This window comes from Saccharothrix sp. NBAS 001 (assembly GCF_056640475.1).
This window is the reverse complement of sequence record NZ_CM153251.1, coordinates 1,964,448-1,987,060: the sequence shown is the minus strand read 5'-3', so window position 1 is coordinate 1,987,060 and position 22,613 is coordinate 1,964,448. Positions and strand designations below refer to the sequence as shown.

General features: G+C 73.1%; 23 protein-coding genes. 10 read left to right on the top strand and 13 right to left on the bottom strand.

Features of this window, described 5'->3' with window-relative positions; translation table 11 throughout:
• The first annotated feature begins 15 nt into the window (after positions 1-15).
• Positions 16-879, top strand: coding sequence for an IclR family transcriptional regulator domain-containing protein (locus AC0HI0_RS08605; RefSeq protein ID WP_480931748.1), 864 nt, complete (start codon positions 16-18; stop codon positions 877-879).
• Here the strand turns inward: AC0HI0_RS08605 and AC0HI0_RS08600 are convergent.
• The 3 genes from AC0HI0_RS08600 to AC0HI0_RS08590 form a co-directional block, all read right to left on the bottom strand.
• A complete protein-coding gene (locus tag AC0HI0_RS08600) occupies positions 819-1,883 on the bottom strand; it encodes a maleylacetate reductase (RefSeq protein ID WP_480931747.1) in 1,065 nt (354 codons plus the stop codon). The genes AC0HI0_RS08605 and AC0HI0_RS08600 overlap by 61 nt on opposite strands.
• Positions 1,880-2,797, bottom strand: a complete 918-nt coding sequence (locus AC0HI0_RS08595) for a dioxygenase family protein (protein ID WP_480931746.1) — start codon at positions 2,795-2,797, stop codon at positions 1,880-1,882. The genes AC0HI0_RS08600 and AC0HI0_RS08595 overlap by 4 nt, the downstream gene beginning before the upstream one ends.
• 220 nt (positions 2,798-3,017) lie before the next feature.
• Entirely contained in the window at positions 3,018-3,797 is a 780-nt protein-coding gene (locus tag AC0HI0_RS08590; protein WP_480931745.1) for an IclR family transcriptional regulator, read from the bottom strand.
• A 335-nt stretch (positions 3,798-4,132) separates the two neighbouring features.
• Between AC0HI0_RS08590 and AC0HI0_RS08585 the strand changes: the two genes are divergently transcribed.
• Genes AC0HI0_RS08585 through AC0HI0_RS08575 form a run of 3 tightly spaced genes read left to right on the top strand, consistent with a single transcriptional unit; the run spans position 4,133 to position 7,045 of the window.
• A complete protein-coding gene (locus AC0HI0_RS08585; protein WP_480931744.1) occupies positions 4,133-4,747 on the top strand; it encodes a hypothetical protein in 615 nt (204 codons plus the stop codon).
• Positions 4,744-5,751 carry an amidohydrolase family protein gene (locus tag AC0HI0_RS08580; protein WP_480931743.1) on the top strand — a complete coding sequence of 336 codons (1,008 nt, stop codon included), beginning with the start codon at positions 4,744-4,746 and terminating at the stop codon, positions 5,749-5,751. Before AC0HI0_RS08585 ends, AC0HI0_RS08580 begins: the two co-directional genes overlap by 4 nt.
• Before the next feature lie 52 nt (positions 5,752-5,803).
• On the top strand, positions 5,804-7,045 hold the full coding sequence (locus AC0HI0_RS08575; RefSeq protein ID WP_480931742.1) for an MFS transporter: 1,242 nt from the start codon (positions 5,804-5,806) through the stop codon (positions 7,043-7,045).
• Positions 7,046-7,065: 20 nt separating this feature from the next.
• Here AC0HI0_RS08575 and erm read toward each other — a convergent pair whose 3' ends face one another.
• The 4 genes from erm to AC0HI0_RS08555 all read right to left on the bottom strand — a co-directional run bounded on the left by erm (position 7,066) and on the right by AC0HI0_RS08555 (position 12,221).
• Positions 7,066-7,845, bottom strand: a complete 780-nt coding sequence (gene erm / locus AC0HI0_RS08570) for a 23S ribosomal RNA methyltransferase Erm (protein WP_480931741.1) — start codon at positions 7,843-7,845, stop codon at positions 7,066-7,068.
• A 238-nt stretch (positions 7,846-8,083) separates the two neighbouring features.
• Positions 8,084-8,902, bottom strand: a complete 819-nt coding sequence (locus tag AC0HI0_RS08565; RefSeq protein ID WP_480931740.1) for a lipase family protein — start codon at positions 8,900-8,902, stop codon at positions 8,084-8,086.
• A 142-nt stretch (positions 8,903-9,044) separates the two neighbouring features.
• Positions 9,045-9,842, bottom strand: coding sequence for an ion transporter (locus AC0HI0_RS08560; RefSeq protein WP_480931739.1), 798 nt, complete (start codon positions 9,840-9,842; stop codon positions 9,045-9,047).
• A gap of 48 nt (positions 9,843-9,890) precedes the next feature.
• The gene (locus tag AC0HI0_RS08555; RefSeq protein ID WP_480931738.1) at positions 9,891-12,221 is read right to left on the bottom strand and encodes a COG1361 family protein; all 2,331 of its coding nucleotides are present in this window, start codon (positions 12,219-12,221) and stop codon (positions 9,891-9,893) included.
• A gap of 273 nt (positions 12,222-12,494) precedes the next feature.
• Between AC0HI0_RS08555 and AC0HI0_RS08550 the strand changes: the two genes are divergently transcribed.
• From AC0HI0_RS08550 to AC0HI0_RS08525, 6 genes are all read left to right on the top strand, one after another.
• Entirely contained in the window at positions 12,495-13,259 is a 765-nt protein-coding gene (locus tag AC0HI0_RS08550) for a bestrophin-like domain (RefSeq protein WP_480931737.1), read from the top strand.
• 124 nt (positions 13,260-13,383) lie between these two features.
• Positions 13,384-13,749, top strand: coding sequence for a YbjQ family protein (locus tag AC0HI0_RS08545; RefSeq protein ID WP_480931736.1), 366 nt, complete (start codon positions 13,384-13,386; stop codon positions 13,747-13,749).
• A gap of 113 nt (positions 13,750-13,862) precedes the next feature.
• Positions 13,863-14,840: an alpha/beta fold hydrolase gene (locus AC0HI0_RS08540; RefSeq protein WP_480931735.1), complete on the top strand. Its 978-nt coding sequence runs from the start codon at positions 13,863-13,865 to the stop codon at positions 14,838-14,840.
• Positions 14,841-15,182: 342 nt separating this feature from the next.
• Positions 15,183-15,647, top strand: a complete 465-nt coding sequence (locus AC0HI0_RS08535) for a hypothetical protein (protein ID WP_480931734.1) — start codon at positions 15,183-15,185, stop codon at positions 15,645-15,647.
• Between the two features lie 29 nt (positions 15,648-15,676).
• On the top strand, positions 15,677-16,084 hold the full coding sequence (locus AC0HI0_RS08530; protein WP_480931733.1) for a hypothetical protein: 408 nt from the start codon (positions 15,677-15,679) through the stop codon (positions 16,082-16,084).
• A gap of 86 nt (positions 16,085-16,170) precedes the next feature.
• Complete coding sequence (locus AC0HI0_RS08525) at positions 16,171-16,494, top strand: hypothetical protein (RefSeq protein ID WP_480931732.1); 324 nt, start codon at positions 16,171-16,173, stop codon at positions 16,492-16,494.
• Between the two features lie 86 nt (positions 16,495-16,580).
• Here AC0HI0_RS08525 and AC0HI0_RS08520 read toward each other — a convergent pair whose 3' ends face one another.
• The 6 genes from AC0HI0_RS08520 to AC0HI0_RS08495 all read right to left on the bottom strand — a co-directional run bounded on the left by AC0HI0_RS08520 (position 16,581) and on the right by AC0HI0_RS08495 (position 22,576).
• Positions 16,581-17,828 carry a styrene monooxygenase/indole monooxygenase family protein gene (locus AC0HI0_RS08520; RefSeq protein WP_480931731.1) on the bottom strand — a complete coding sequence of 416 codons (1,248 nt, stop codon included), beginning with the start codon at positions 17,826-17,828 and terminating at the stop codon, positions 16,581-16,583.
• 37 nt (positions 17,829-17,865) lie between these two features.
• Complete coding sequence (locus AC0HI0_RS08515; RefSeq protein ID WP_480931730.1) at positions 17,866-18,456, bottom strand: GTP-binding protein; 591 nt, start codon at positions 18,454-18,456, stop codon at positions 17,866-17,868.
• On the bottom strand, positions 18,437-18,796 hold the full coding sequence (locus AC0HI0_RS08510) for a DUF742 domain-containing protein (protein WP_480931729.1): 360 nt from the start codon (positions 18,794-18,796) through the stop codon (positions 18,437-18,439). Before AC0HI0_RS08510 ends, AC0HI0_RS08515 begins: the two co-directional genes overlap by 20 nt.
• A gap of 22 nt (positions 18,797-18,818) precedes the next feature.
• On the bottom strand, positions 18,819-19,262 hold the full coding sequence (locus AC0HI0_RS08505; protein ID WP_480931728.1) for a roadblock/LC7 domain-containing protein: 444 nt from the start codon (positions 19,260-19,262) through the stop codon (positions 18,819-18,821).
• On the bottom strand, positions 19,259-20,590 hold the full coding sequence (locus AC0HI0_RS08500) for a sensor histidine kinase (protein ID WP_480931727.1): 1,332 nt from the start codon (positions 20,588-20,590) through the stop codon (positions 19,259-19,261). Before AC0HI0_RS08500 ends, AC0HI0_RS08505 begins: the two co-directional genes overlap by 4 nt.
• A gap of 384 nt (positions 20,591-20,974) precedes the next feature.
• Entirely contained in the window at positions 20,975-22,576 is a 1,602-nt protein-coding gene (locus AC0HI0_RS08495) for an ATP-binding cassette domain-containing protein (RefSeq protein ID WP_480931726.1), read from the bottom strand.
• Between the last annotated feature and the right edge of the window lie 37 nt (positions 22,577-22,613).

The window sequence follows — 22,613 nt, the reverse complement described above, 5'->3', positions numbered from 1 at the left end:
GACGAAGGGAGCGCGATGCCCCGCGACGACGCCGGCCCCGACTTCATCGAGGCCCTGGCCCGCGGCCTCGACGTGCTCAAGTGCTTCGGCACGCACCCCGCGCCCCGGTCGCTCACCGAGATAGCGACCGCGACCGGGCTGGCCCGGCCGACCACCCGCCGGATCGTGCTCACGCTCGAACACCTCGGCTACGTCCGCACCACGCCCGACGGCGTCACCCTCACGCCCCGGGTACTCGAACTGGGCGTGGCCTACACGCTCTCCACCGGGCTGTGGGAGGTGGCCCGGCCCCACCTGGCCGCGCTGGTCGAGCACACCGACCAGGCCGCGTCCATCGCGCAGCTGGACGGCTCGGACATCCTCTACGTGGCCCGCGTCGAAGCGCCCAAGGTCGTCTCGGTCAACGTCAAGGTCGGCACCCGCTTCCCGGCCCGCAGCACGGCGCTGGGCAAGGTCCTGCTCGCCGCGCTGGACGCCGACGACCTCGCCGCCGCCCTGGCCACGCCCGAGCGCACCTCGGTCCGGCCGCGCCGGGCGAGGTCGGACGCCGAGCTGGCGGCCGAGCTGCGCGAGATCCGCGCCCGCGGTTGGGCGTCGACCGACGAGGAGGTGGCGCTGGGCGTGCGGGCCGTCGCCGCGCCCCTGCGCGACGGCGACGGCCGGATCACCGCCGCGGTCAACATCGCCGCGATCGCCGCCGAGGTCGACCACCGGGAGCTGATCGAGGAGCTGCTGCCGATGCTGCTGCGCACCGCCGGGGCGATCGGCCGCGACTTCGACCTGGTCCACAGCGCGCCGCAACGGGTCGTGCGGCGCGGTCAGCGCGACGGCGGTGCGCCGCTCCAGGCCGCGCGGAGCAGCCCGGCCACGCCCTCGTAGGTCACCGGCGCGGGGTTCGCGTAGGGGTTGCGCACGGCCTCTTGCGCGATCCGCTCCACATCGGACTCGGCCATCCCGAGTTCGCGCAGCGAGCGGGGCGCGCCCAGCCCTCCGGCGAGGTCCCACAGCCACCGCGCCGGGTCGTCGGTGCGCCACGCGCGGGACAGCGCGTCGACCGCGTCGGGTGCGGCGTCCTGGTTGTAGGCGAGCACGTGCGGCAGGACGACGGTGTGCGTCGGGGCGTGCGGCAGGTCCAGCGTCCCGCCCAGCGCGTGGCACAGCTTGTGGTGCAACGACATCGTCGTGGCGCCCAGGCACGCGCCGCACAGCCACGACCCGTACAGCGCGGCGATCCGGGCGTCGAAATCGCCCGCCACCACGCCGGGCAGCGCCTCGGCCATCGCCCGCGCGCCCTCCTGCGCCATCAGCGAGACGACCGGCGAGCGGTCCGGGGCGTAGAGGGCTTCCACGGCGTGCGCGATCGCGTTGAAGCCGCTGGTCGTCGACATCCCGACGGGCAGCCCGACGGTGAGTTCGGGGTCGTACAGGACGCTGACCGGCAGCACCTTGCGGTCCTTGCCGGTGCGCTTGCGGCCGTTCTCGGTGATGCCCCACACCGGGGTCATCTCCGAGCCCGCGTAGGTGGTGGGCACCGCGACCACCGGCAGGCCGTGCTCCAGCGCGACCGCCTTGCCCAGGCCGATGGCCGAACCGCCGCCGACCGCGACGCAGCCGTCCGCCCCGAGTTCGGCGGCCCGGTCCCGGGCCCGCCGGGCCACCTCGACCGGGACGTGCATCCGCGCTTCGGCGAGCACGCCCGCCGAGTGCGCGCCCAGCGCGCGGGAGATCTCCCGGCCGGTCTCCTCCTGCTCGGGCGAGCACAGCACGAGCGCCCGGCGCAGGCCCAGCGCGGTGATCTCGGCGGGCAGTTCGGCGACCACGCCGGGGCCGAAGCGCACCCGCATCGGGGCGGCGTCGTAGGAGAAGGAGCGCAACGGGGTCATCGTCCCTCCGCCGGGCCCAGGACGACGTCGAAGTGCACCGTCCGGAACGGGTTGGGCAGGCCGGCCTCCGCCGCGCGGGCCGGGTCGTCCACCTCCGGGAACTCCCGCACCAGCGCGGGTTTGACGCCGAACACCGCGTCCGAGTCGATGTACGGGGTGTCCGCGACGAACAGGTGGGTGGTCACCGTGCGGTAGCCGGGCGCGGAGACCTCGAAGTGGACGTGCGCCGGGCGGTTGGGGTGCCGGGCGGTGGCCGCCAGCAGCCCGCCGACCGGGCCGTCCGCCGGGATCGGGTAGTGGCGCGGGACGATCGAGCGGAACCGGAACTCCCCCTCGCCGTCGGCGGTGAACAGGCCGCGCAGGTTGCGGTGCGGCTGCACGTCGGGCTGCTGCACGTCGTAGAAGCCCTCGTCGTTGGCCTGCCACACGTCCACCTGCGCACCCGGCACCGGCCGGCCGTCGAGACCGCGCACGCTGCCGGTCACCAGGCACGGCGTGCCCAGGCCGTCGTCGGCGATGGTCGCCCCGAGTTCCCGGCGCGGCGACTCGACCACGTGGAACGGTCCCTCCACCGTGGACTCGGTCGACCCGTCGCCCGCCCGGTTGCCGATCGTCTCGACCAGCATCGACACCCCGAGCACGTCGGAGAGCAGGATGAACTCCTGCCGGGTGTCGGTGCAGGTCTGCCCGGTCGCGGTGAGGAACGCGATCGCCGCCGCCCACTCCTCGCCGGTCAGCTCGACGTCCTTGACGAAGTCGTGCAGGTGCCGCACCAGCGAGGTGAGCACGTGGCGCAGGCGCGGGTCCGGTGTGCCGGCGAAGCTCGCCGCGACCACCTCCGCCGACCGCTCCTCGCTGAACAGCCCGCCCGCCGGGACGGCGCGAGGTTCGGCGGACACGTCCCGTTCGGGCATGGTCTCGTCCTCCTGGTTCTCCGGTGTGGTTCTCTCCGGTGCGGTCTTCTCCGGTGCGGTTCTTCTCCGGGTGCTTCTCCGGGTGGGGTGGAACCCGTGCGGCGGAAGCCTCCGTGCGGCTGCCCGCGCACCGCGGGCGCGGCCCGGTCCGCACCGGTTCGCATTCTCGCCGCGACCGATCGGGCCGGGCCAGCGCGGTGTCCGTTCAATGGACGTCGGCTCAGGTGTCGCGGATCCTGATGCCCGGCCGCCAGCCGAGCACGCGGGAGATGCCCAGGCCGCTGGCGATCAGCGACGGGAGCGCCGCCTGGTGCTTCACCGAGCCGGTGCGCACCACCACCGACAGCGCCGCCACCACCACGCCGTCGCCGTCCACGATCCGGGTCGCGATCGAGTCCGCGCCGGTGGTCAGCTCGCCGCGCACGTTCGCGGTGCCGGTGCGCCGGCACTCGGCGAGTTCGCCGCGCAGCACGGCCGGGTCGACCACCGTGCGCGGCGTGTAGCCGCGCAGCCTGCCCGACAGCACGCGGTCGATCAGCTCGCCGCCGCCGTGCGCCAGCAGCACCTTGCCGACCCCCGAGCAGTGCAGCGGCAACCGCCCGCCCACCTGCGAGACCAGGCCCGGCGCGCGCGGCGCGGACAGGCGTTCGATGATCACCGCATCGGTCCCCTCCAGGACTGCCAGCTGCACGTGCTGGCGCAGCGCCGTGTACAGGTCCTCCATGAACGGCTGCGCGCTGGTGCGCAGCGATTCGGTGAGCGGCGCCAGCGTGCCCAGCTGCCACAGCCGCAGGCCGATCGTGAAGCGGCCTTCGTGGTCACGGCTCAGCGCGCCCACCTCGGCCAGCTCCATGGCCAGCCGGCGCACCGTGGCGTGTGGCAGCCCGGTGCGGCGCACCAGGTCGGCGAGGCTGAGCGCGGTCTGGTCGGGTTGGAAGGCGAACAGCACCTCCAGCAGGCGGGAACTCACGCTCCGGCCGGGTTCGTTGGTGCGGGGCACGGCACGTCCTCCCTGTCCTGGGACCGGTCCTGGGCGGACGAGTATGTCCATAGGATGACCGGTCGCGCGAGTCGCCCCGGCCGGTCCGCCACAGTGTGGTGGTCGCCGGCCGGGGCGCGACCGCGATCCTCGGCGGCGTGGCGGTCGCGGCGTCGTCGGCGCGCGACGGGCCGACGCCGCGACCGGTCCGACCGGTGTCCGGTTCGGACGTCCTCTGTGGATCAATGGCCCGTTCATTCATCGGACATCGTGCTGACGGCCCGCAGGCCGTCCCGGACAGTCTGTGCCACCAAGCGCGGCACCGTGGCCGCGACCGTTTTCGAGGAGTGCGGAGCATGAAGGTTTTCGACGTGCGGGACATCTCCACGGGCGTGGACGCCGCGCTCGCCGTGGTGGAGAACCCCCGGCACCGGCACGTGCTCAAGAACTACCGGCGGCACGCCCTGCTGGAGGTGTCCGGCCTGTGGGAGGACATCCTCGTCCCGACGATGACCGTCGAGCACCCGGTGTACCGGCTCACCGAGCGCGGGCGGACGATGGTGTGCGACGGCATGGACGAGGTGCGCGGCCTCTACGCCGACATCGTCGGGCGCGGGGTCAACGTCTTCGGCGCGTTGCACGAGGAAGTCGCCGTGTCGGACTACGGCATCTTCATCGAAGCGGTCTTCGCGCAGGTCGTGCGCGGCACCGATCCGGCGCTCGCCGACGAGGGCGTGCAGCCGGACGGCGTCTACCAGGTCTCGCACCGGTTCGCCGCCGCGTGGCCGTACCGCGACGGGCGGCTGGTGGGCGAGTTCGTGTACGACGACACCGGCAGCTGGCGGGTGGACGAGGTGCCCGCGTCCGCGCTCCTGACGCCCGCCCAGGCGCGCGAAGCGCTGGCCCCCTACCTGGCGCAGAGCCCCCTCTCCGAGATCGAGGACGGTCTCCGGTTGTTCCGGGACGCGTGACCCCCGTGGCCCGCAACCCGATCGAGGGGAACGACGAGATGAGCACCTCCGGGTACGTGGACGTCCACGCGCACTTCACGGTGCCGAGCACCGAGGACGAACGCCGGGGCGCCTGGCAGGCCATGCTGGGCCAGGGCATCTACTTCCGCGAACCGCACGAGTGGTCCGTCGGGAAGACGTTGTCCTACATGGACTCCTCCGGCACGGCCATGCAGTTGCTGAGCAACGTCCCCGGCAGCCTGCCCGCGCTCCGGGCGTCGAACGACTACGGGGCCTCGGTCGTCGCGGCCCACCCGTCGCGGTTCGGGCTGCTGGCGGCCCTGCCGACGAACGACCCGGCGGCGGCGCTGGCCGAGGCGCGGCGGGCCCGCGAGGTCCTCGGGGCCGACGGGTTCGCCGTGACGACGAACTACCACGGCGTCCACCTGGGCGACGAATCCCTCACCCCGCTGTGGAAGCAGCTCGACGAGTGGGGTTCGGCGGTGTTCGTCCACCCGGACGCCCGCCGGCCGCCGACCCTGGACCACCCGGCACCGCTGTACGAGGTGGCGTTCGACACCGCCCGGACGGTCTTCGACATGGTGTTCCGCAAGACGTTCGCGCGCCACCCGGGGATCACGTTCGTGATCGCGCACTGCGGTGGGGCCTTCCCCGCCCTGACCGGGCGGCTTCGCCTGCTGGGCGACGAATCGTGGGTTCCGCAGGGGATCTCCGCGCGGGACGTCGACGCGCAGGTCTCCACCCTGTACGTCGACACGGCGGCGACGGCGTTCGCGGAGTCCCTGCTGCCCGCCGTGGCGGTGGTCGGCGCGGACCACGTCGTGTACGGCAGCGACTGGGGCGCGCCGTGCACCACCGCGGACACCGCCGAGTCGAACCGGAGGAGCCTCGGGGACTGCGGGGCGCTCTCCCCCACCGAGGCCGCCGGCGTCCGGGACCGGGCGCTCGACCTGTTCCCCACCGCGGCCCGGCGGATCGCCGCCGCCCGCACGACCGGCGCGTGACGCGCCCGGACCGCAGTCCTCCTGGTCCGACCACCCCTCCGAGGAGACTCCCATGTCCACCACCGGGACCGCCCACCACCGGGACGCGGACCTCGCCGGCGCGCGCCGGCAGAACACCCTCGTCACGATCATGTTCTTCGCCGCCGGGATCGTCTTCCTGGACCGCTTCGGGATCACCTTCCTGTTCCCGCAGATCGGCGCGGAACTCCAGCTCAGCAACAGCCAGCTCGGCTCGCTGGTCTCCGTCACCGCGATCACCTGGGCGATCTCCAGCCTCATCTTCTCCGTGCTGTCCGACCGGTTCGGCGGCAAGGTCAAGTGGCTGATCGTCACGAGCCTGGTCCTGTTCTCGTGCGCCGTCGCGCTCATCGGCCTGGCCGAGGACTACCGGACGATGTTGTTGTTCCGCGCGATCATCGGGTTCTGCGAAGGCCCCGCCATCCCGCTGATCCAGGGCGCGGTGGCGCGGGCGTCGTCACCGGGCAGGCGCGGGCGCGACCTGGGCATCGTGATCGCCGGGACGCTGGTCATCGGCAGCGCGCTGGCACCGGGCATCATGGTCGGGCTGGCCTCGGCGGTCGGGTGGCGGCCGGCGTTCGCGCTCGTCGCCGTGCCGGGCATCGTGGTCGCGGCCCTGGTGGCGGTGTTCATGCGCGAGGACCGGCCCGCCACCGACGCCCGCCGGGTCCGGGCGCGTGATTTCCGGCTGGTCCTGGCCAACCGCAACGTCCTGCTGGCACTGGTGGGCACGACCGTGTGCATCGGTTCCAGCATCGGCTTCGGCACGTTCGCGCCGGTGTACCTGGCCGGCGAGGGGTACTCCCCCGGCACCTCGACCCTGGTGCTCACGGTCTACGGGCTGGTCATCGCGCTGGGCAACATCGTCGCGCCGGCGGTGTCGGACCGGTTCGGGCGCAGACCCGCGCTGTTCGCGGCGGCGGTGTGCAGCGGTCTGGTGCCGGTGTTCTTCGTGCTGTTCGCGGACTCGGTGCCGTTGCTGCTGGCGTCGCTGGTGGTCGGGTTGATGGCGGGCGGTTCGCTCACGCTGATCGCCTACGTGGTGCCCGGCGAGTCGGTGCCCCCGGAGTTGATGGCCACCGCGTTCGCGCTCCAGATCGCGGTCGGCGAGACCATCGGCGGGACGCTGGGCCCGCAGATCGGCGGCGCGGTCGCCGACGCCACGCACAGCCTGACGAACACGCTGCTGCTCTACGGCTCCGCACCGGTCCTGCTGGTCGTGGTGTCCCTGCTGATCCGCGAGACCGCGCCACGCCGGGAGCACGACCCGGCGTGACGCGATCGTCCACAGTGGACTCAGCCTGTTCGCGACGCCGGCGGCAGGTGGAACAGGTCGGCCCACTGCGGCGCGGTGAGGTCGCGGGGCAGGGCGGTCGGCGCGATCCGGTGGTGCCGCAGCCACCGCTGGATCGACGACCGCGCCGCGGGCGAGGCCGTGCCGACGATCTCGGCCACACCTCGCCCCCGGCCGGTGAACACCCGCTGCGCGAACGCCTGGTAGCGCCTGCGGTCCACGCGGCGCACGAGCGGGTGCTCCCGGCGGGTCACCACGAGGACCCCGCCGTCGACGCCGGGCCGGGGCCGGAACGCCGCCGCCGGCACCCGGCGCACCAGCCGGAAGTCGAACCACGGCCACCACTGCGCGGTCATCAGGGTCGCGCCGCCGACGCCGGCCCGGCGGCGCGCCACCTCCCACTGGACGACCAGCACGGCGTCGGTCCACGCCGGGGCGCGCAGGACGTGCCGGAGCACCGCCGTGGTCAGGTGGAACGGCAGGTTCCCGACCAGCACGTGGGGCCGGGCCGGGAGGGTGTGGCGCAGGAAGTCCGCGTGGACGACCTCCGCCGGCGGCCCGACCAGCCGGGCGAGCCGCGCCGCCCGCCGGCCGTCGACCTCGACGGCGGTCAGCGGGCGGCCCAGCCGGTGCAGCGGCACGGTCAGCGCGCCGTCGCCCGCGCCGATCTCGACCACCGGCCCGGCGGTGGCCGCGACGAGGTCCACGACGGTGCCGATCACGCCGTGGTCGATCAGGAAGTTCTGGCCCAGCTCGTGACGGCCGGGATGAGGGGTGCGCACAGCATCTCCGCAGCTTCGAGGTGAGCCGGGCAGCGCCGGACGGCGCGCCTGGCACGGACTCGCTCAGGCGGCGGATCTTCCCCGGACCGGAGAAGCACCACCGCTAGCCGCGGCGGAGCCTCATCGACGCTGTGCCATACACATCGGACACACTACCTCGGGCCGACCGCCGTGCCGCAACCGGTTTTCGCGCGGCGCGACGGCCGGCGGGGCGGACGCCCGCCCCGCCGGTCCGCCGTCAGCCCGCGTTGTTCTTCAGGGCGTCGACGTAGTTGTCCATGAAGTGGTCGCGGACGCCGTCACTGGCCGGGGAGAACGCGTCGGCGGTCAACCCCTTGGCCCGGTCCGCGACACTGCCGAACAACGGCACGTTGTCGCGCACCTTCCCCTTCGAGTCGATGTAGTGCAGCGCCTGGACGTGGTGGAACACCGGCTCCGGCGGCACCTGCGGGACGATGTCGTTGTTGTTGACGAACCGGTGCGTGCGGTCGCGGAACGCCTCGTCGTGCGCCTTGGCCAGCAGCCGGTCGCACACCCTGGGCTGGCCGAAGGTGTAGACGCCGTCCGCGAGCACCCGGGGCTCCTCGAAGTACAGCCGCATCCCGGCCAGCGCGGCGAGCGCGCCGCCGAGGCTGTGACCGGTGAACCAGACGGTCTGGTCGTTGTCGCGAAACTCCGCGATGGCGTCGCGCACCTGCGGGTGGATCGACTGCAGCGCCTCGCCGAACCCGTAGTGCACGTAGCCCCGGCCGTCCGGACCCGGCCACGGCGGGGTGGTCGCGTCGGACAGCCAGTCCTTGACCTGCGCCGGTTCGGTGCCCCGGAAGGCGGTGACGATCATGCGGTCGCTGGCCGCCGTGTACGCCTGGGTGTCCTCCAGCGGGAACGGCGGGCGGAACGTCGTCTCGTGGTGGCGGACCCGGTCGAAACCCCACTCGCGCACGGTCCGCTCGACCGTCTCGGGCGGCTGGTAGGCGAGCTTCGCCGCCTCCGCCATCCAGTACGCGTGGGGCAGGCTGTACCCGGTCGTGGTGTGGTCGAACGTCCGGACCGACATCTTGTGGATCTCCTCGCGCTTGCGGCAACCCGGGGTCCTGGACCGTTCTAGTGGCGACGCCACGCGCCGGCGCGCCGGAACGGACCGCTCCACCCGCACGTGCCACCCGGCGTCACCCGCCCGTGGGCCGCGGCGCGGTGGGTCACCGCGAGCTGTGCAGCGCGCGGATCTCCTCCCGCACCGCCCGGATCTCCTCCAGGACCGCCGCGCCGACCTGATCCGGCTCCGCGCGCGGGGCCGGCACCCGGCCCGGCGGCGGGTCGGCCGCCTCCGACTCCATCGCGCTGCACACCACCGCGATGAACAGGTTGAGCATGGTGAACGTGCCGACCAGCAGGTAGCAGAGGAAGAAGATCCAGGCCATCGGGTAGTCCACCATCACGTCGCGCATCACGTCCGACCAGCCGTCGCCGGTCGTGATCTGCACCAGCGTGAGCACGGTGCTGCCGAGGTCGGCGAACGCGGGGCTGCGCTCCCCGAACAGCGTCGTCGCCATCACGCCGCCGACGTAGAGCAGCAGCGCCAGCAGGCCGGCCAGGGCGAGGATGCCGGGGATCGCCTTGACCAGCGCGCTGATCACCCGGCGCATGCTCGGCACCATCGAGACCAGCCGCAGCGCGCGCAGGATCCGCAACGCCCGCAGCACCGACACCGTCTGCCCGAACGGGAGCAGCGACACCGCGACGACCACGAAGTCGAACCAGTTCCACGAACTGCGGAAGAAGCGCGGTCCGTGCGCGTAGACGCGCGCCGTCAGCTCCAGCGTGAACACCGCCAGCGCGGTCCCGTCGACCATGTCGAGCACGTCGCCGAACCGGTCGACCATCGAGTCCGAGGTCTGCATGCCCAGGACCACCGCGTTGACGACGATCACCACGATGATCGCCTGTTGGAAGCCTTCACCGTCCACGACGGCGCGGACGCTGCTGCGCAATCCCATTGCCTCTCCTAGAACACTAGCTGCACCTGTACTGCGGACCGGCCCCGGTCACGGCCTGCGCGCCGCCAGCGCGGACGCCGTGACGACCATGACGGCCGTCCCGGCGGCCACCGCGAACAGGGCGACCACCCGCTTGCCGGGAGGCGCGGATTCCCGTGCGGGGTAGACCTCTTCCCGCACGACGGGGTTCATCTCCACCGGCACCCGGGCCGCCGTCCCGGCCGGTGCCCGGGTCGGCGTCGGCTCCGGGACCCGCGCCGGCTCCCGGGCCTGGGTCGGCGGCTGGGGCCGGGCGGCGGGTTCGGCGGGTGCCGGCACCTGCGCGGCCGGCGACCCGGGGGTCGCCGGCCCGACGGCGGGCAGCACCGTGACGCGGACCGGCGCGGACGCGGACCGGCGCACCGACTGGCCGGTCGCGCCCTTGAGCCGGGGCGTGCCGACCGCGGTCAGCTCGGTGGCCAGGCTGCGCTCGGGGACGACCTCGCAGGTGTAGCCGAACGCGCCGCCCGCCGGCAGCTCGCCGACCACCCGGCGGCACGCCGCCGGCTCCCCCTCCACGACCACGTCGTCGAACGCGACCCGGCTGGGGTTGCCGACCCGCACCGTGATCGCGACGGGCTCGCCGGCGTGGACGGTGTCCGCCGACCACACCGCGGACATCGTCAGCAGCGGGTTCACCACCGAGAACCCGGCCGTCGCGGACGCCGCGGCCACGCCGCCGAGCTGGTCCGTCCCGGTCACCGTCACCGTGTCGGTCACATCGGTGAGACCGGCCACGACCACGCACCCGACGGTGACCTCCCGCCCCGGGTCGAGCGCGCCCGCGTCCGCCCGGTCGCACCGGTCCAGCACGTCGTGGTCGATCCGCAGTCCCGACAACGGGGTGTCGCCGGTGTTCTCGACGTGCACGTCCACGGCGACGTCCTGGCCGTCCACGACGGTGTCCGGGTCGGCGCTCTGGTAGACCCGCAGCCCCGGTCGCAGCACCTCGACCTCGGTGGTCGCGGTGGCCTGGAGCCGGTCGCCGGCCAGGCTGCTCCCGGTGACCTCGACGGTGACCGGGTGGTCGTCGGCCGCCGCCCGGGTCCGGCAGGTGACCGTCGCCGACGCGCCGCCCGCCAGTTCTTCGGGCAGCGGCGCGCAGTCCGTCTCGTCACCGGTGCGCGCCACCAGGTCGCGGGCGGGCGCCTGGCCGGCGTTGGCGACCCGGACGGTGTGCTCCACGACGTCACCGGCGTGCACCGCCGGCCGGTCGGGGTGGATCGTGACGGCGAGTTCGGGCAGCGGCGTCGAGACCGCGAAGCCCTGCACCAGGTACGCGTCGGCGCGGGTGGTGAGGGTGATCGCGGCGGTGGTGCCGCCCGGCGTCGCGGGGACTTCCACGACCTTCGCGTCCACGCTCATGTTGTTGACCGGGTCCGGGTGCCCCAGGGCGTAGGAGGAGAAGAAGTTCTCGGTGCCGCCGCCGGCGGGGTCGGCCTGCGCCCGGCCCTCGACCAGCAGCCGGTCGCCGGACTGCGCCCAGTCGCCCTCGTAGGCGATCACGCCGATCCGGGCGCGACCGCCGGCCGGCCGCAGCGAGCCCAGCCGGGCCGACTCCTGGTGCGGGTGGGACGGCATCCGGACGTGCGCGCCGTGCAGCGTCACGTGCCGGGGCGCGGGCGCGGCCGGCACCGCCCGGTCGAACGCCCAGACCAGGGTGAGCGACCAGCCGGCGAAGCAGTCCCGGCCCTGGGGCGTCCAGATGTTGCCCGCGGTGACCGGCACCGGCCGCCCGGTCTCCACGCCGCGCAGTTCGGCGGTGACGTCCGCCCGCGCGCTGTAGAACTGCTGGTCGGTCGGCTCCAGCGAGCCCGGGTCGTCGCTGGTGTAGGCGAACCGCCGGGGGTCCAGCGCCGTGGACCTGCCGGCCGCCGTGAGCACCGGGGCCTGGAGCGCGGGCGTGCCCGGCGGGTGCCCGCCGCGCCCGCACGGCGCGGTCGAGGACCTCCCGGTCGTGCCGGCCCAGCCCAGTTCGGCGTGCACGACCTCGGCGCCCGCCGGGATCTCCAGCCACGCCGTGGACGAGTTGTAGGTGGCCGGGTCGTCGTCCACGTCGGTCCACGTCATCCAGTGGCCGTTGTTCTGCGCCGACACCCCCGCGCCGCGGCGCGCCTGCGCCTCGCGGCACAGGCGCGCCGGGAACTCCGTCTCGTGCGGGTCGTCGTCGGCGGGGCAGCCCAGCACCGCGTTGCCGATCACCGCCACGTCGCCGTGCACGGTGCGGTCGAAGCCCGCCGGGAGTTCCCGCTGCGGCGGGTTCTCGGCGGCGCCGACCGGCGTGGCGATCCACAGCACCAGCACCGACGCCGACAGGCACCACAGTCGTCCGGCCCGCATCGGGTCTCCTGTCTCGTCCGACGGCCGGAGGACTCAAGCACAGCCGGCCCTTCCCCGCCGGGCGACGCGGTGGCGGGCGGGGCCCGTCGCGCCGGCCCGCACAGGACCGACACCGACGGGGCGTCACACCGCCGGCTGACGGGTGCGCCCACCCTACGCACGGCGTCCCGAAGATCGGCCCCAGCCGCGCCCCCCGGACCCGAAGACAACCGCTTCGGGTGGAATCCACGGGAAAACCTGGCCCCACGACAGTCCAATCCGGACCATGGCACGGTGACGATCTTCAACGCGGCAGTCGTCGTCGCTGCCGTGGTCCTGACCATCCTGGCCGCCGTCCTGGTCGGACGCCGTCCGGTGACCGACCCGACCGAGCGCGATTCCGACTCCCGCAACTTCGTCGGCGCGGTCCTGAGTGGACTGTTCATCGTGGTGCTCGCGTTCTACGTGGTGATCGCCTGGACCGAGTCCGACACCGCCGAGGGCAACGCCCAGGCCGAGGCCAACGCGCTGGCCGACCTGCACTACCAGGTCGACGTGGTGCCCGAGGCGCAGCGCGAGCGCATCCGGACCGAGATCGCGGAGTACGCCCGGCAGGTCGCCGACGACGAGTGGGACCGGCTCGCCGACGGGGAGCGCTCGGACGCCGCGACCGCCGTGCTGGACGCGCTGCGCTCGGACGTCGTGCACCTGCCCGCCACGCCCGAGCAGGTGCAGATCGCCCGCGACAGCGGCATGGAACGCGTCCGGCAGGTCGCCGACCTCAGGCGCGCCCGCGTCGACCAGGCGCAGGGCCTGAGCCCGACCGGATCCCTCATGCTGGTGGCCACGCTGATCGGCGCGGTCGCCATGATCGGCTACCCGATCCTGGTCGGGACGACCGCCCGCGCCCGGCACCTGATCGCGCTGGGCGTGCTGGCCGGCGCGGTGACCGTTATCTGCCTGCTCTGCCTGGACATCGCCCAGCCCTTCCGCGGCGGGCTCAAGGTGGAGCCGGACGCGTTCGTGAGCCTCACCGAGGAACTGCGGTCGGCGCGCTGACCACCCCACGCGGGAATCGCCGTTCTCCCCCGCGCCGACGAGGGATCGCGCGCGCACTCGGCGCGCGCGGGGACCCGTCCCGGCCAACAATGGCCCGGGTCCGGCGAGCGAGAGGGAGAACGACATGGCGATCGACGACTTCGGCGGCGGCCAGCCCACCGACTCGGGTGTTCTCGTGGTCACCACCAACGACGTGCCGGGCCACGAGGTGCGCGAGGTGATCGGCGAGGTCTTCGGGTTGACCGTGCGCTCGCGGCACGTGGGCACGCAGATCGGGGCGGGCCTGAAGTCGATCTTCGGCGGGGAGCTCAAGGGGTTGACCAAGACCCTGGTCGACAGCCGCAACGAAGCGATGACCCGGCTCGTCGAACAGGCCCGCGCGCGGGGTGCCAACGCGGTCCTGGCGATGCGCTTCGACGTGACCGAGGCCGCCGACCTGGGCACCGAGGTGTGCGCGTACGGCACCGCGGCCGTCATCGCCAGGAGGTAGGACCGTCCGAACGGCCATTACGGCCGGGCCCGCGCCCCGACTAGAACTCTCCTGATGAACGCGTCACGCCGTCGCGCCGAGGCCGACGATGTGCCCCACCTCCAGGAGCCGACATGGGGAACCCGGCGGCGCACGGGCATCCGCCCCTCCAGCCCGAGCCGATCCCGGACCAGGTGCCCGCGCGGGAAGGGCTGCTCGACGTGCCGGGCGCGCGGCTGTGGTTCTGGGACACCGGCGGGGACGGCCCGGCGGTCGTGCTGGTGCACCCCGGCAGCGGGAGCGCCCTGTCGTGGCCCTACCAGCAGCCGGTGTTCGCCCGCGCCGGGTACCGGGTGATCGCCTACTCGCGGCGCGGCCACCACAACTCCACGCCGCCGCGACCGGGCGACCCCGGCGTGGGCGCGGACGACCTGCACGCGCTGGTCGAGCACCTCGGGCTGCGGCGGTTCCACCTGCTCGGCGCGGCGCTGGGCGGCTTCTACGCCACCGACTACGCGCTGCTGCACCCCCGGCGGCTGCTCAGCCTGGTCGTGCTGAGCAGCTTCATGGGCATCTCCGACCCGGAGTACCTGCGGGTGACCGCGCTGCTGCGGCCACCCGGGTTCGGCGACCTGCCGCACGACTTCCGGGAGTTGGGCCCGGCCTACCGCGCGGCGAACGAGGAGGGCACGCGGAGGTGGAAGGAGATCTCCGAGCGCTCACTGGGCGGGCGTTCGGTCGAGCGCCAACTGCTGTCCGGGCCGATCGCCTGGACCCGGCTGGCCACGCTGTCCGTGCGGACGCTGCTCGTCACCGGCGACGCCGACCTCTACCTGCCGCCGCCGATCCTGCGGATGGTCACCGCGCACCTGCCCGACGCCGACGCGCTGGTCTACCCGCAGGTCGGCCACTGCGCGAACTGGGAACGGCCGTCGGACTTCAACCGCGACGTGCTGCGGTTCTGGTCCGGGGCGCGACTCGGACTGCATCCGCACGGGGACGCAGGCGACGTGGACTACGGCTTTCGGGAGTCGTGTCCATCCTCCGTCGCCGCCGACGATCATCGACGGGCACCGACAGGCAGGAAGCACGACGGTGCATGTCCGGCTTGAGTCGTGTCCGAGTCATGCCGCGGTCGTTGCGATCCCGACAAGCACAGGTGCCGACGGATTGCGAATCCCGACCGTTGCGCCTGAGAGTTACACTGGCCGTTCGCCAAATGCACAGAAAGAAGGGGCGATGCCCAGGCAAACACCGGGCGGACAGTTCTGGCACTACTCATCAAGCAACGCCGGCTGAGCATCGAAGAGCTTCTGACGCTGACTGGACCAAACACGGAAAGCCACGGTCACCGGAGCGATCACCGATTCGGGAAGAGTGCATCGGACACTGTCGAGGCCGATCGCGAGGAATGGCTGCGGATTCGCAGTGCACCCGGTGTTCGCGGGCGCGAGTTGACCGAACTCGCAGCATGGATGTACCCGGAATCCGTTCGCGCGCCCGGCGGCCACGTGCTCACCGGGCAGGGGTGGCTGATCGAGAAGCCCGTCGAGTTGGATGCCATTCAACTGGAGTGGGCGGACGACTTCCCGAGCTATGCATTTCCGTCACAGGTTGACGTAAGCGACCTGCTCCCGCTGAACGATCAGGGTGCGCGGTACAGGGACTACAGTCGCGCCGTGCGCGACCTCGTTCGCCCGAGACTGCTTGAGAACCGATTGAGCTATCGGCTGACCTCCATATCCACCAGCCACAACGGTGACCTGCGACTGGGATTCGGACAAACGACCTTCTTTGAAGTTTTCCACCTCAAGCAGATGCTCGCACATGAGTTCAAACGGGCCCGGCTCGTGTCGGGCAGGGCTATCCCGAGAATCGAAGACCTTCCCTTGCGACAGGCGACAGGCGACAGGCGATAGGCGATCCATTCGACCCCGCAAGCCTGCTGATGTCGCCCGGCATCAATACGTTGACCATCCGGCGGCGCGGAGACATCAGGGAGGGCGCTGGCTTCGTTCTCCACGAGCGGGACGGCGGCAAGGTGGCGGATGGCGGCGGGTTGTGCCACACGATGCCCGCCGGTTTCCGAATGTGGCACTACGGCCTGGTCATCGAACCCCTGGAACTCGGCGTGCAACAACTGACCGTGGCCGTCCTGGATGCGCCCGAGTTCGACGAACTGTTTGAAGGCATGGTTGCCGTCAACGATGAAGGGCGGATCATCGGCAAGGGCGATGCCAAGCACATCCCTTTCACATCGGACACCATCGACCGCCTTGAACCTCGCCTGTCCGCGAGCGCCCTCACCTTGCTCCGGCTGGCCTGGAATGATCGTCGAGTGATCCTCGGAAGCTGAAGGACGCCCACGCCCATCGATGGAGTGCCCAACGTGAACGATCTCTGCGCGGCACCTACAACGATCTTGAAGCCGAACGTCTCGCCGTGTTGTCCGCCGTCGCCGTGCTCGACACCGCGGACGAGGCCACTCCCACCGCCCCGGACGACGCAGACGTGGCGCTGCCGGACTTGCTGCCGTACCTCACCGGGAACCTGTCCGACGCACCGGAAGCGTTGCTGCGGCGGCTGTTCGAGGTCACCCACCTCACGGTCGGACTCGCCGACGACGATCACGTGACGATCGACGTCCGGCTACCCGGCGACACGATGCCGGAGATCATCAGCGCGGCGGACCAGATCGGCGAAAAGATCGCCAGAAACCACAAAGCGCCTGGTCACGAGGTACCGGCGCTTGTGTGGATGCGGTAAGTGCCCCCGGGCCGGTTCCGCCAGGACGGGTGACCCGCCGCGCGACCCGGCCGGGCACGCCGCCGGCCGGGTCGCGCGCCCGGGGGTCAGCCCGGGGTGACCGAGGCCAGGTAGCGGTCGGCCGCCTCCGGGTCGTAGAACCACTTCGCCAGGTCGGAGGGGTCGGCGAAGGCGTTGACGAACCGGCCGGCCACGGCGGGCACGTCGCGGGCCGCGCCGAAGATCCGCATGACGTGCTCCGGCGGCGGCTGGAGCATCGCGTTGGTCCACGTCGTCGCGTGCCGGGCGTCGTCCCAGAAGGACTCGAACGTCGCGGTCATCCACTCCTGGTCGAACGGCCGCGCGCCGCGCGCGAGGATGCTGTCCAGGTAGGACGCCGCGCACTTGGCCGCGTTGTTGGAGCCCTGGCCGGTGATCGGGTCGTTGGCCACCACCACGTCGGCCATGCCCAGCACCCGCCCGCCCGACGGCAGGACGCCCACCGGCTCGCGCACCACCGGCGGGTACGCGCCGGTCAGCGTGGCGCGCCCGTCGGTCAGCTCCACCTCCCCGCACCGCTCGTACTCCCACGGCACGTACTCCCGCACCAGGCCGAGCATCCGGCGCAGGTGCTCGGCGGGGCCGGGCCGGTCGTCCCAGCAGTCCAGCGGACCGCCCGGGACGCCCTCGAAGAACAGGATGTCGCACGGCCCGCTGAGGGTAAGGGCGGGGATGACGAACAGCTCGCCGACGCCCGGCACCGCGTTGAACCGCACCACGTGCGAGTCCGGGTGCTCCGGTCGCGGTGCCAGGCCGTGCACGTAGGACACCGACAGGACGCGCTGCGCGGAGGTGTACCGGGAGCGTTCGGCGTCGCGGTTGAACGCCTGCACCAGCTCGCCCTTGCCGGCGGCGACCACGACCAGGTCGTACAGCCGGGTCAGCACGTCCAGGTCGGAGGTGGCGACGCCGTGGTAGACCACCTTGCCGCCGCGGTCCTCCAGCAGTTCCAGCCAGCCGGCCATCTTCACCCGCTGGTCCACCGACTGGGCGTGCTCGTCCAGCCTGGCCCACCAGTCCAGCGCCCGGGACCGGCCGCCGAACTCCTCGGGCCCGGCCACCGACAGGCCGATGCCGGTCACCGCCGGCGCGTGCTCCTCCCACTGGTTCAGGCCCAGCTCGCGCTCGTGCGCGAGGGACGGGCCGAACATGCACTGGGTGGACATCACCCGGCCGGCACGGATCTCCTCCGGTGTCCGCGCCGACATCACCGTGACGTCGTAGCCGTGGGCGAGCAGTCCTAACGCGAGCTGCAACCCCGACTGCCCGGCCCCGACGACGAGCACCTTCCGCATTCCCGCCAACCTCTCCGCATTCAGTCGAGTGGGTCGCTCACGCCGGACCGTAGGACGGGGCGAGCGACATGGTGTGGGTCACCAGGTCCCGCAGCGCCGCGGCCACGGAGGAGCGGTCACGGGCGTCGCAGGTGATCAACGGGACGTCCGGGGACAGCGCCAACGCGTCGCGGACGTCGTCGAGGTCGTGCGCCAGCAGGCCGTCGAACAGGTTCACCGCGACCACGAACGGCAGGTCCGAGTCGTTCTCGAAGTAGTTGATCGCGGCGAAGGACTCGGCGAGCCGGCGGGTGTCGACTAACACCACCGCGCCCAGCGCGCCGCGCGACAGGTCGTCCCACATGAACCAGAACCGCGCCTGCCCCGGCGTGCCGAACAGGAACAGCAGCAGGTCGTCGCTCAGCGCGAGCCGGCCGAAGTCCATCGCGACCGTGGTGGTGACCTTGTCGCTGTCGGGGTCCAGCGGGTCCACGGCCTGGGCCGCCTCGGTCATCCACGCCTCGGTGTTGATCGGCGGCACCTCGGACACCGAGCCCACGAACGTCGTCTTGCCGACCCCGAAACCGCCGGCGACCACGATCTTCGCCGAGATCGTCAGCGGCGCGGCGTCAAACGCGCCTGAGCCCATCCAGAATCCTCTCCAGCAGCGGCAGGTCGTAGTCGTACTCGTGCCCGGTCGGGTGGACGTACACGAGGTCCTGGCCGATCAGGTCGCTGAGCAGCACCCGGATCACGCCGAGCGGGATGTCCAGGTGCGCGGACAGCTCCGCCACCGACGTGCGCTGCCGGGCCTGCTCGTAGAGGGCCTGGGCCTCGGGCATGAGCAGGGCGCCCGCCTGCGGGTCGTAGCGCGGCACCGACACCAGCGTCTCGACCAGCAGCAGGTGCCGTGGACGTGTTCGGCCGCGGGTGATGGCATACGGGCGGACCCGGGTGCTGCGCATCGTGGGGGTGGAACCGGTCGCCACTGCGTTCGTCCTCCTTCCGCTCTCACGCACCGGGTCGCCGGGCGGTCACCGTGCGCCGCATGTCGGCCCGCCGCTGCGGGGTCAGCGCGTGACCGGCGTTGTCGACGAACTTGGTCATCTCGTAGCCGATGACCTTCATGTCGCAGCCCGGCGCGGTCAGCACGCCGAGCCCGGCGTCGTCGCCGATGTCCATGAACAGGAAGTAGCCGTCGGTGAGCCGGACGACGATCTGCTCGCAGGTGCCCTTGTGGAACATCGCGGCGGCGGCGCGCGCGAGGTTCAGCATCCCGCTGGAGATCGCGGCGAGCTGCTCGGCCGCGTCCTGCCCGACCGAGTCCGAGGCGACCAGCGACAGCCCGTCGGCGGACAGGATCAGCGCGTGCGTCACGCCGTGCACGCGCTGGACGAACTCGTTGATCAGCCACCTGAAGTCCGACGCCGGGGCAGCGTGGTGGTCGGTCGTCACTCGGTCGGTTCCTCGCGCTGCTCGTCGGGGCGCTGGTCGTCGGAGTGGAGGTCGCCCGCCCTGGGACCGCCTGCCCGGAGGTCACCGGCACGGAGATCACCGGCACGGAGGTCCCCGGTCCGCGAGCCGCCGGCCGGCGGTCCGCCGAAACCGTGGTCGCCGAAGGCGAAGTCCTCGAAGCCCTGGTCTTCGAGCCGGTGGCCGCCGGGGCGGTCGACGTCGAAGCCGGGTTCGTCCAACAGGGTGCCCCGGGCCGCCCGCTCGCCCTCGTCCAGCGCGGTCAGGTCGGCGAAGACGTCCCGGCCGCCCTCCGGTTCGCGCGGGCCGGGGGTCGACGGCACGGTGCCGCGCAGGCTGGTGGGCACCCGGCGGGGCAGTCCCTTGTCCGTCAGGCCGGCCACCCTGGGCGGGCCGGGCGCGAGCGGACGGGTCTCGATGTGGGCGGGCGGGTCGACGGGGATGCTCCGGGTGGGTTCGGGACGGCGGGCGAAGGAGACGTGCGGCGCCTCGCGCACCAGTCCGGCGGGCAGCAGGACGCAGGCGATCGTGCCGTGCGGGACGCGGCCGTCCAGCCAGACCCGCAGGCCGTGCTTGTCGGCGAGCCGGCGCACCACGGCCAGTCCCATGTGGCCGACCGCGGCGCGGTCCAGGACGGGCGCGGCGGAGAGCCGGTCGTTCAGCTCGGCCAGCCGTTCCGCCGGCAGGCCGATGCCGATGTCCTCGACCCGGAGCAGGACGCTGCCCTGCTCGGTGACGTGGGCGCTGACGGTGACCGTGGAGTGCGGCGGGGACTGCGCGGTGGCGTTGTCCAGCAGTTCGGTGAGCAGCCGGCCGACGTCGTCGGCGGCGAGCCCGACGACGGCCAGCGGCGCGACCCGCCCGATCTCCACCCTCGGGTACTGCTCGATGGCTGACAGGGCGGCGCGGACGACGTCGACCAGGGAGGAGTTCTCCCCGGCGGCGGCGCTCGCCTCCTCGCCGGCCAGGACGCGCAGGTTCTCGGCGTTGCGGCGCAGCCGGGTGGCCAGGTGGTCGAGCTTGTAGAGCCGGGCCAGGGCGTCCGGGTCCTGCTCGTCGGCCTCCATCCGCTCCAGCTCGGCGAGCAGCGAGTCCACCAGGTTGAGGTCGCGCAGCGCGATGCCGGCGAACACGTCGGAGAGCACGTCGCGGGGTGCGACGGGCGGCCGGATCGGCTCCGCCGGCGGCTTCGGGTCGGTCGGGACGGCCGGACCGCGCCGGGGTTCGAGGAACTCCAAGACGGTGTCCCGCGCCTGGTCCAGCAACGATCTCGCACCGTGCTTGCGGTACTGGTCCACCAGTGACCGCATTCGGCTCACCACAGGCACTCCGCGGGGACGGCTTCGGTCGACACCGCGTCAACCTTAGTCACGCTCAGGTTATGGTCAAGACTCTGGGTAACCCCGCACGCACGCACAGGCGCGCAACGTGACGCCACAACGCCCCATTCGTCACTCAAAGCCACTATCGACAAACGCTGAGTTACGAGCCCGTCGCGCCGCCACAACCGGGTGACCAGGCGCGTCGCGGGCGGGCAGTCCACTCCGGAGCACCCCGCCGCGCGAGGCCGCCGCCGAACCCTCCCGTCCGCAAGATCCTCTCGCCGGCGGCGGGAGTTCATCCGATCCGGGGACGCGCCGGGCGGTTTCGTCAGGGGCCGGGCGGCGGTCGGCGACACCGCCGCCCGGTCCGGTTCACAGGGCCAGGCGCGGCCAGGAACCGGTGTCCCGCAGCAGTTGCCGGTCGTGGGTGGCGATCACGACGGCGGCCGGGGTGGTGCCGAGCGCGGCGGTCAGCTCGTCGACCAGCGCGGCCGACAGGTGGTTGGTCGGCTCGTCCAGCAGCAGCACGTGCGGGAGGTCGGCCAGCACCAGCGCCAGGTCAAGCCGGCGGCGCGCGCCCACCGACAGCTCGGCCACCGGCCGGTGCAGGTCGAGCCGGTCCAGCAGACCCAGCTCGGCCAGCCCCGGCGCGGCCGGGCCGGACCGGGCGCGGCGCTCCTCGTAGCACTCCGCCGCGCTGCGCCGGCCCGGCGGCTCGGGCTCCTGGCCCAGCCGGCGGACCCGGACCGCGCGGGCCCGCGCGAGTCCGCCCGTGCTCGGCGGCAGCTCCCCCGCCAGCACCGCCAGCAGCGTCGACTTGCCCGCGCCGTTGGGGCCGGTGACCACCAGCCGGTCGCCCGAGTCCAGCGCCAGGTCGACCGGGCGGGCCAGCCGGCCGGACGCGGTCACGCCGTCGGCGCGCAGCAGGGTCGCGCCCCGGTGCGCGGGCAGCTCGGGCATGGTGAACCGGGTCGGCGGCGGCGGGACCGCGACCACGTGCGCGGCCAGGTCCTCCTGCCGCCGGTGCACCGCGCGGACCAGGCCGGGGGCGCGGGTGGCGCGGGTGTGCCTGCCGTGGCCCTTGCCGGGCCGCCAGCTGTCGCGCAACCGGTTCTGCGCCGCGGACAGGTCGTCGGCCAGCCGCTGCCGCTCGGCGACCTGCTCGGCGTGCAGCGCCTCCCACCGGGCGCGCTCGGACCGGCGGGCCTCGACGTAGCCGGCGTAGCCGCCGCCGTACCCGCGCGGCCGGCCGTCGCTGGACGGGTCGAGGTCGAGCACGGTGGTCGCCACGTCGGCCAGCAGCGCCCGGTCGTGGCTGACCAGGACGATCACGCCGGGGTGCGCGCGCAGCCGCTCGGTGAGGTGGGCGAGCCCGGACGCGTCGAGGTGGTTGGTCGGCTCGTCCAGCAGCAGCACGTGGTGCCCCGCACCGAGCAGGCAGGCCAGCCGCACCCGGTGCCGCTGCCCGACCGAGAGCGTGCCGAGCGGGCGGGCGCGGTCGGCCACGGCGTCCAGCGCCGCCAGCGAGACCTCGACCCGGCGGTCCGCGTCCCAGGCGTCCAGCGCCTCGACCTCGGCGAGCGCGGCGGCGTAGGCGTCGGCCGCGCCCGGCCGGTCGTCGGCGAGGTCCGCCGCGGCGCGTTCCAGCCGGGACAGGGCGGCGCGCACGGCGGCCAGTTCGAGGTCGACCAGCGCGCCGACGGTGGCCTCGGGGCCGAGCGGGATCTGCTGGTCGGCGACGCCCAGCGAGCCCGTGCGGTGCACTTCGCCCCGGTCGACGGGCAGGTCGCCGGCGAGCACCCGGAGCAGGGTGGTCTTGCCGCGACCGTTCTCGCCGACCACGGCGACCCGGTCACCGCGCGCGGCGACGAGGTCGACCCCGGCGAGCACCGGCCGGCCGCCGAACGAGACGTGGACGTCGGACAGGCGGACGTGCGCCGCCCGCGCAGGGGCGAGCGAAAGATCGGACGACATGGGGAACTGCCTCCAGCGAGAGGTGATGCGCAGAAAG

Coding starts and splice junctions, on each gene's coding strand:
- AC0HI0_RS08515 (WP_480931730.1), bottom strand. CDS start 18,456: ATGGGCTCAGGCGCGTTTGACGCCGCGCCGCTGACGATCTCGGCGAAG.
- AC0HI0_RS08530 (WP_480931733.1), top strand. CDS start 15,677: ATGTCGCCCGGCATCAATACGTTGACCATCCGGCGGCGCGGAGACATC.
- AC0HI0_RS08500 (WP_480931727.1), bottom strand. CDS start 20,590: ATGCGGTCACTGGTGGACCAGTACCGCAAGCACGGTGCGAGATCGTTG.
- AC0HI0_RS08520 (WP_480931731.1), bottom strand. CDS start 17,828: ATGCGGAAGGTGCTCGTCGTCGGGGCCGGGCAGTCGGGGTTGCAGCTC.
- AC0HI0_RS08595 (WP_480931746.1), bottom strand. CDS start 2,797: ATGCCCGAACGGGACGTGTCCGCCGAACCTCGCGCCGTCCCGGCGGGC.
- AC0HI0_RS08585 (WP_480931744.1), top strand. CDS start 4,133: ATGAAGGTTTTCGACGTGCGGGACATCTCCACGGGCGTGGACGCCGCG.
- AC0HI0_RS08495 (WP_480931726.1), bottom strand. CDS start 22,576: ATGTCGTCCGATCTTTCGCTCGCCCCTGCGCGGGCGGCGCACGTCCGC.
- AC0HI0_RS08600 (WP_480931747.1), bottom strand. CDS start 1,883: ATGACCCCGTTGCGCTCCTTCTCCTACGACGCCGCCCCGATGCGGGTG.
- AC0HI0_RS08575 (WP_480931742.1), top strand. CDS start 5,804: ATGTCCACCACCGGGACCGCCCACCACCGGGACGCGGACCTCGCCGGC.
- AC0HI0_RS08560 (WP_480931739.1), bottom strand. CDS start 9,842: ATGGGATTGCGCAGCAGCGTCCGCGCCGTCGTGGACGGTGAAGGCTTC.
- AC0HI0_RS08540 (WP_480931735.1), top strand. CDS start 13,863: ATGGGGAACCCGGCGGCGCACGGGCATCCGCCCCTCCAGCCCGAGCCG.
- AC0HI0_RS08565 (WP_480931740.1), bottom strand. CDS start 8,902: ATGTCGGTCCGGACGTTCGACCACACCACGACCGGGTACAGCCTGCCC.
- AC0HI0_RS08605 (WP_480931748.1), top strand. CDS start 16: ATGCCCCGCGACGACGCCGGCCCCGACTTCATCGAGGCCCTGGCCCGC.
- AC0HI0_RS08545 (WP_480931736.1), top strand. CDS start 13,384: ATGGCGATCGACGACTTCGGCGGCGGCCAGCCCACCGACTCGGGTGTT.
- AC0HI0_RS08555 (WP_480931738.1), bottom strand. CDS start 12,221: ATGCGGGCCGGACGACTGTGGTGCCTGTCGGCGTCGGTGCTGGTGCTG.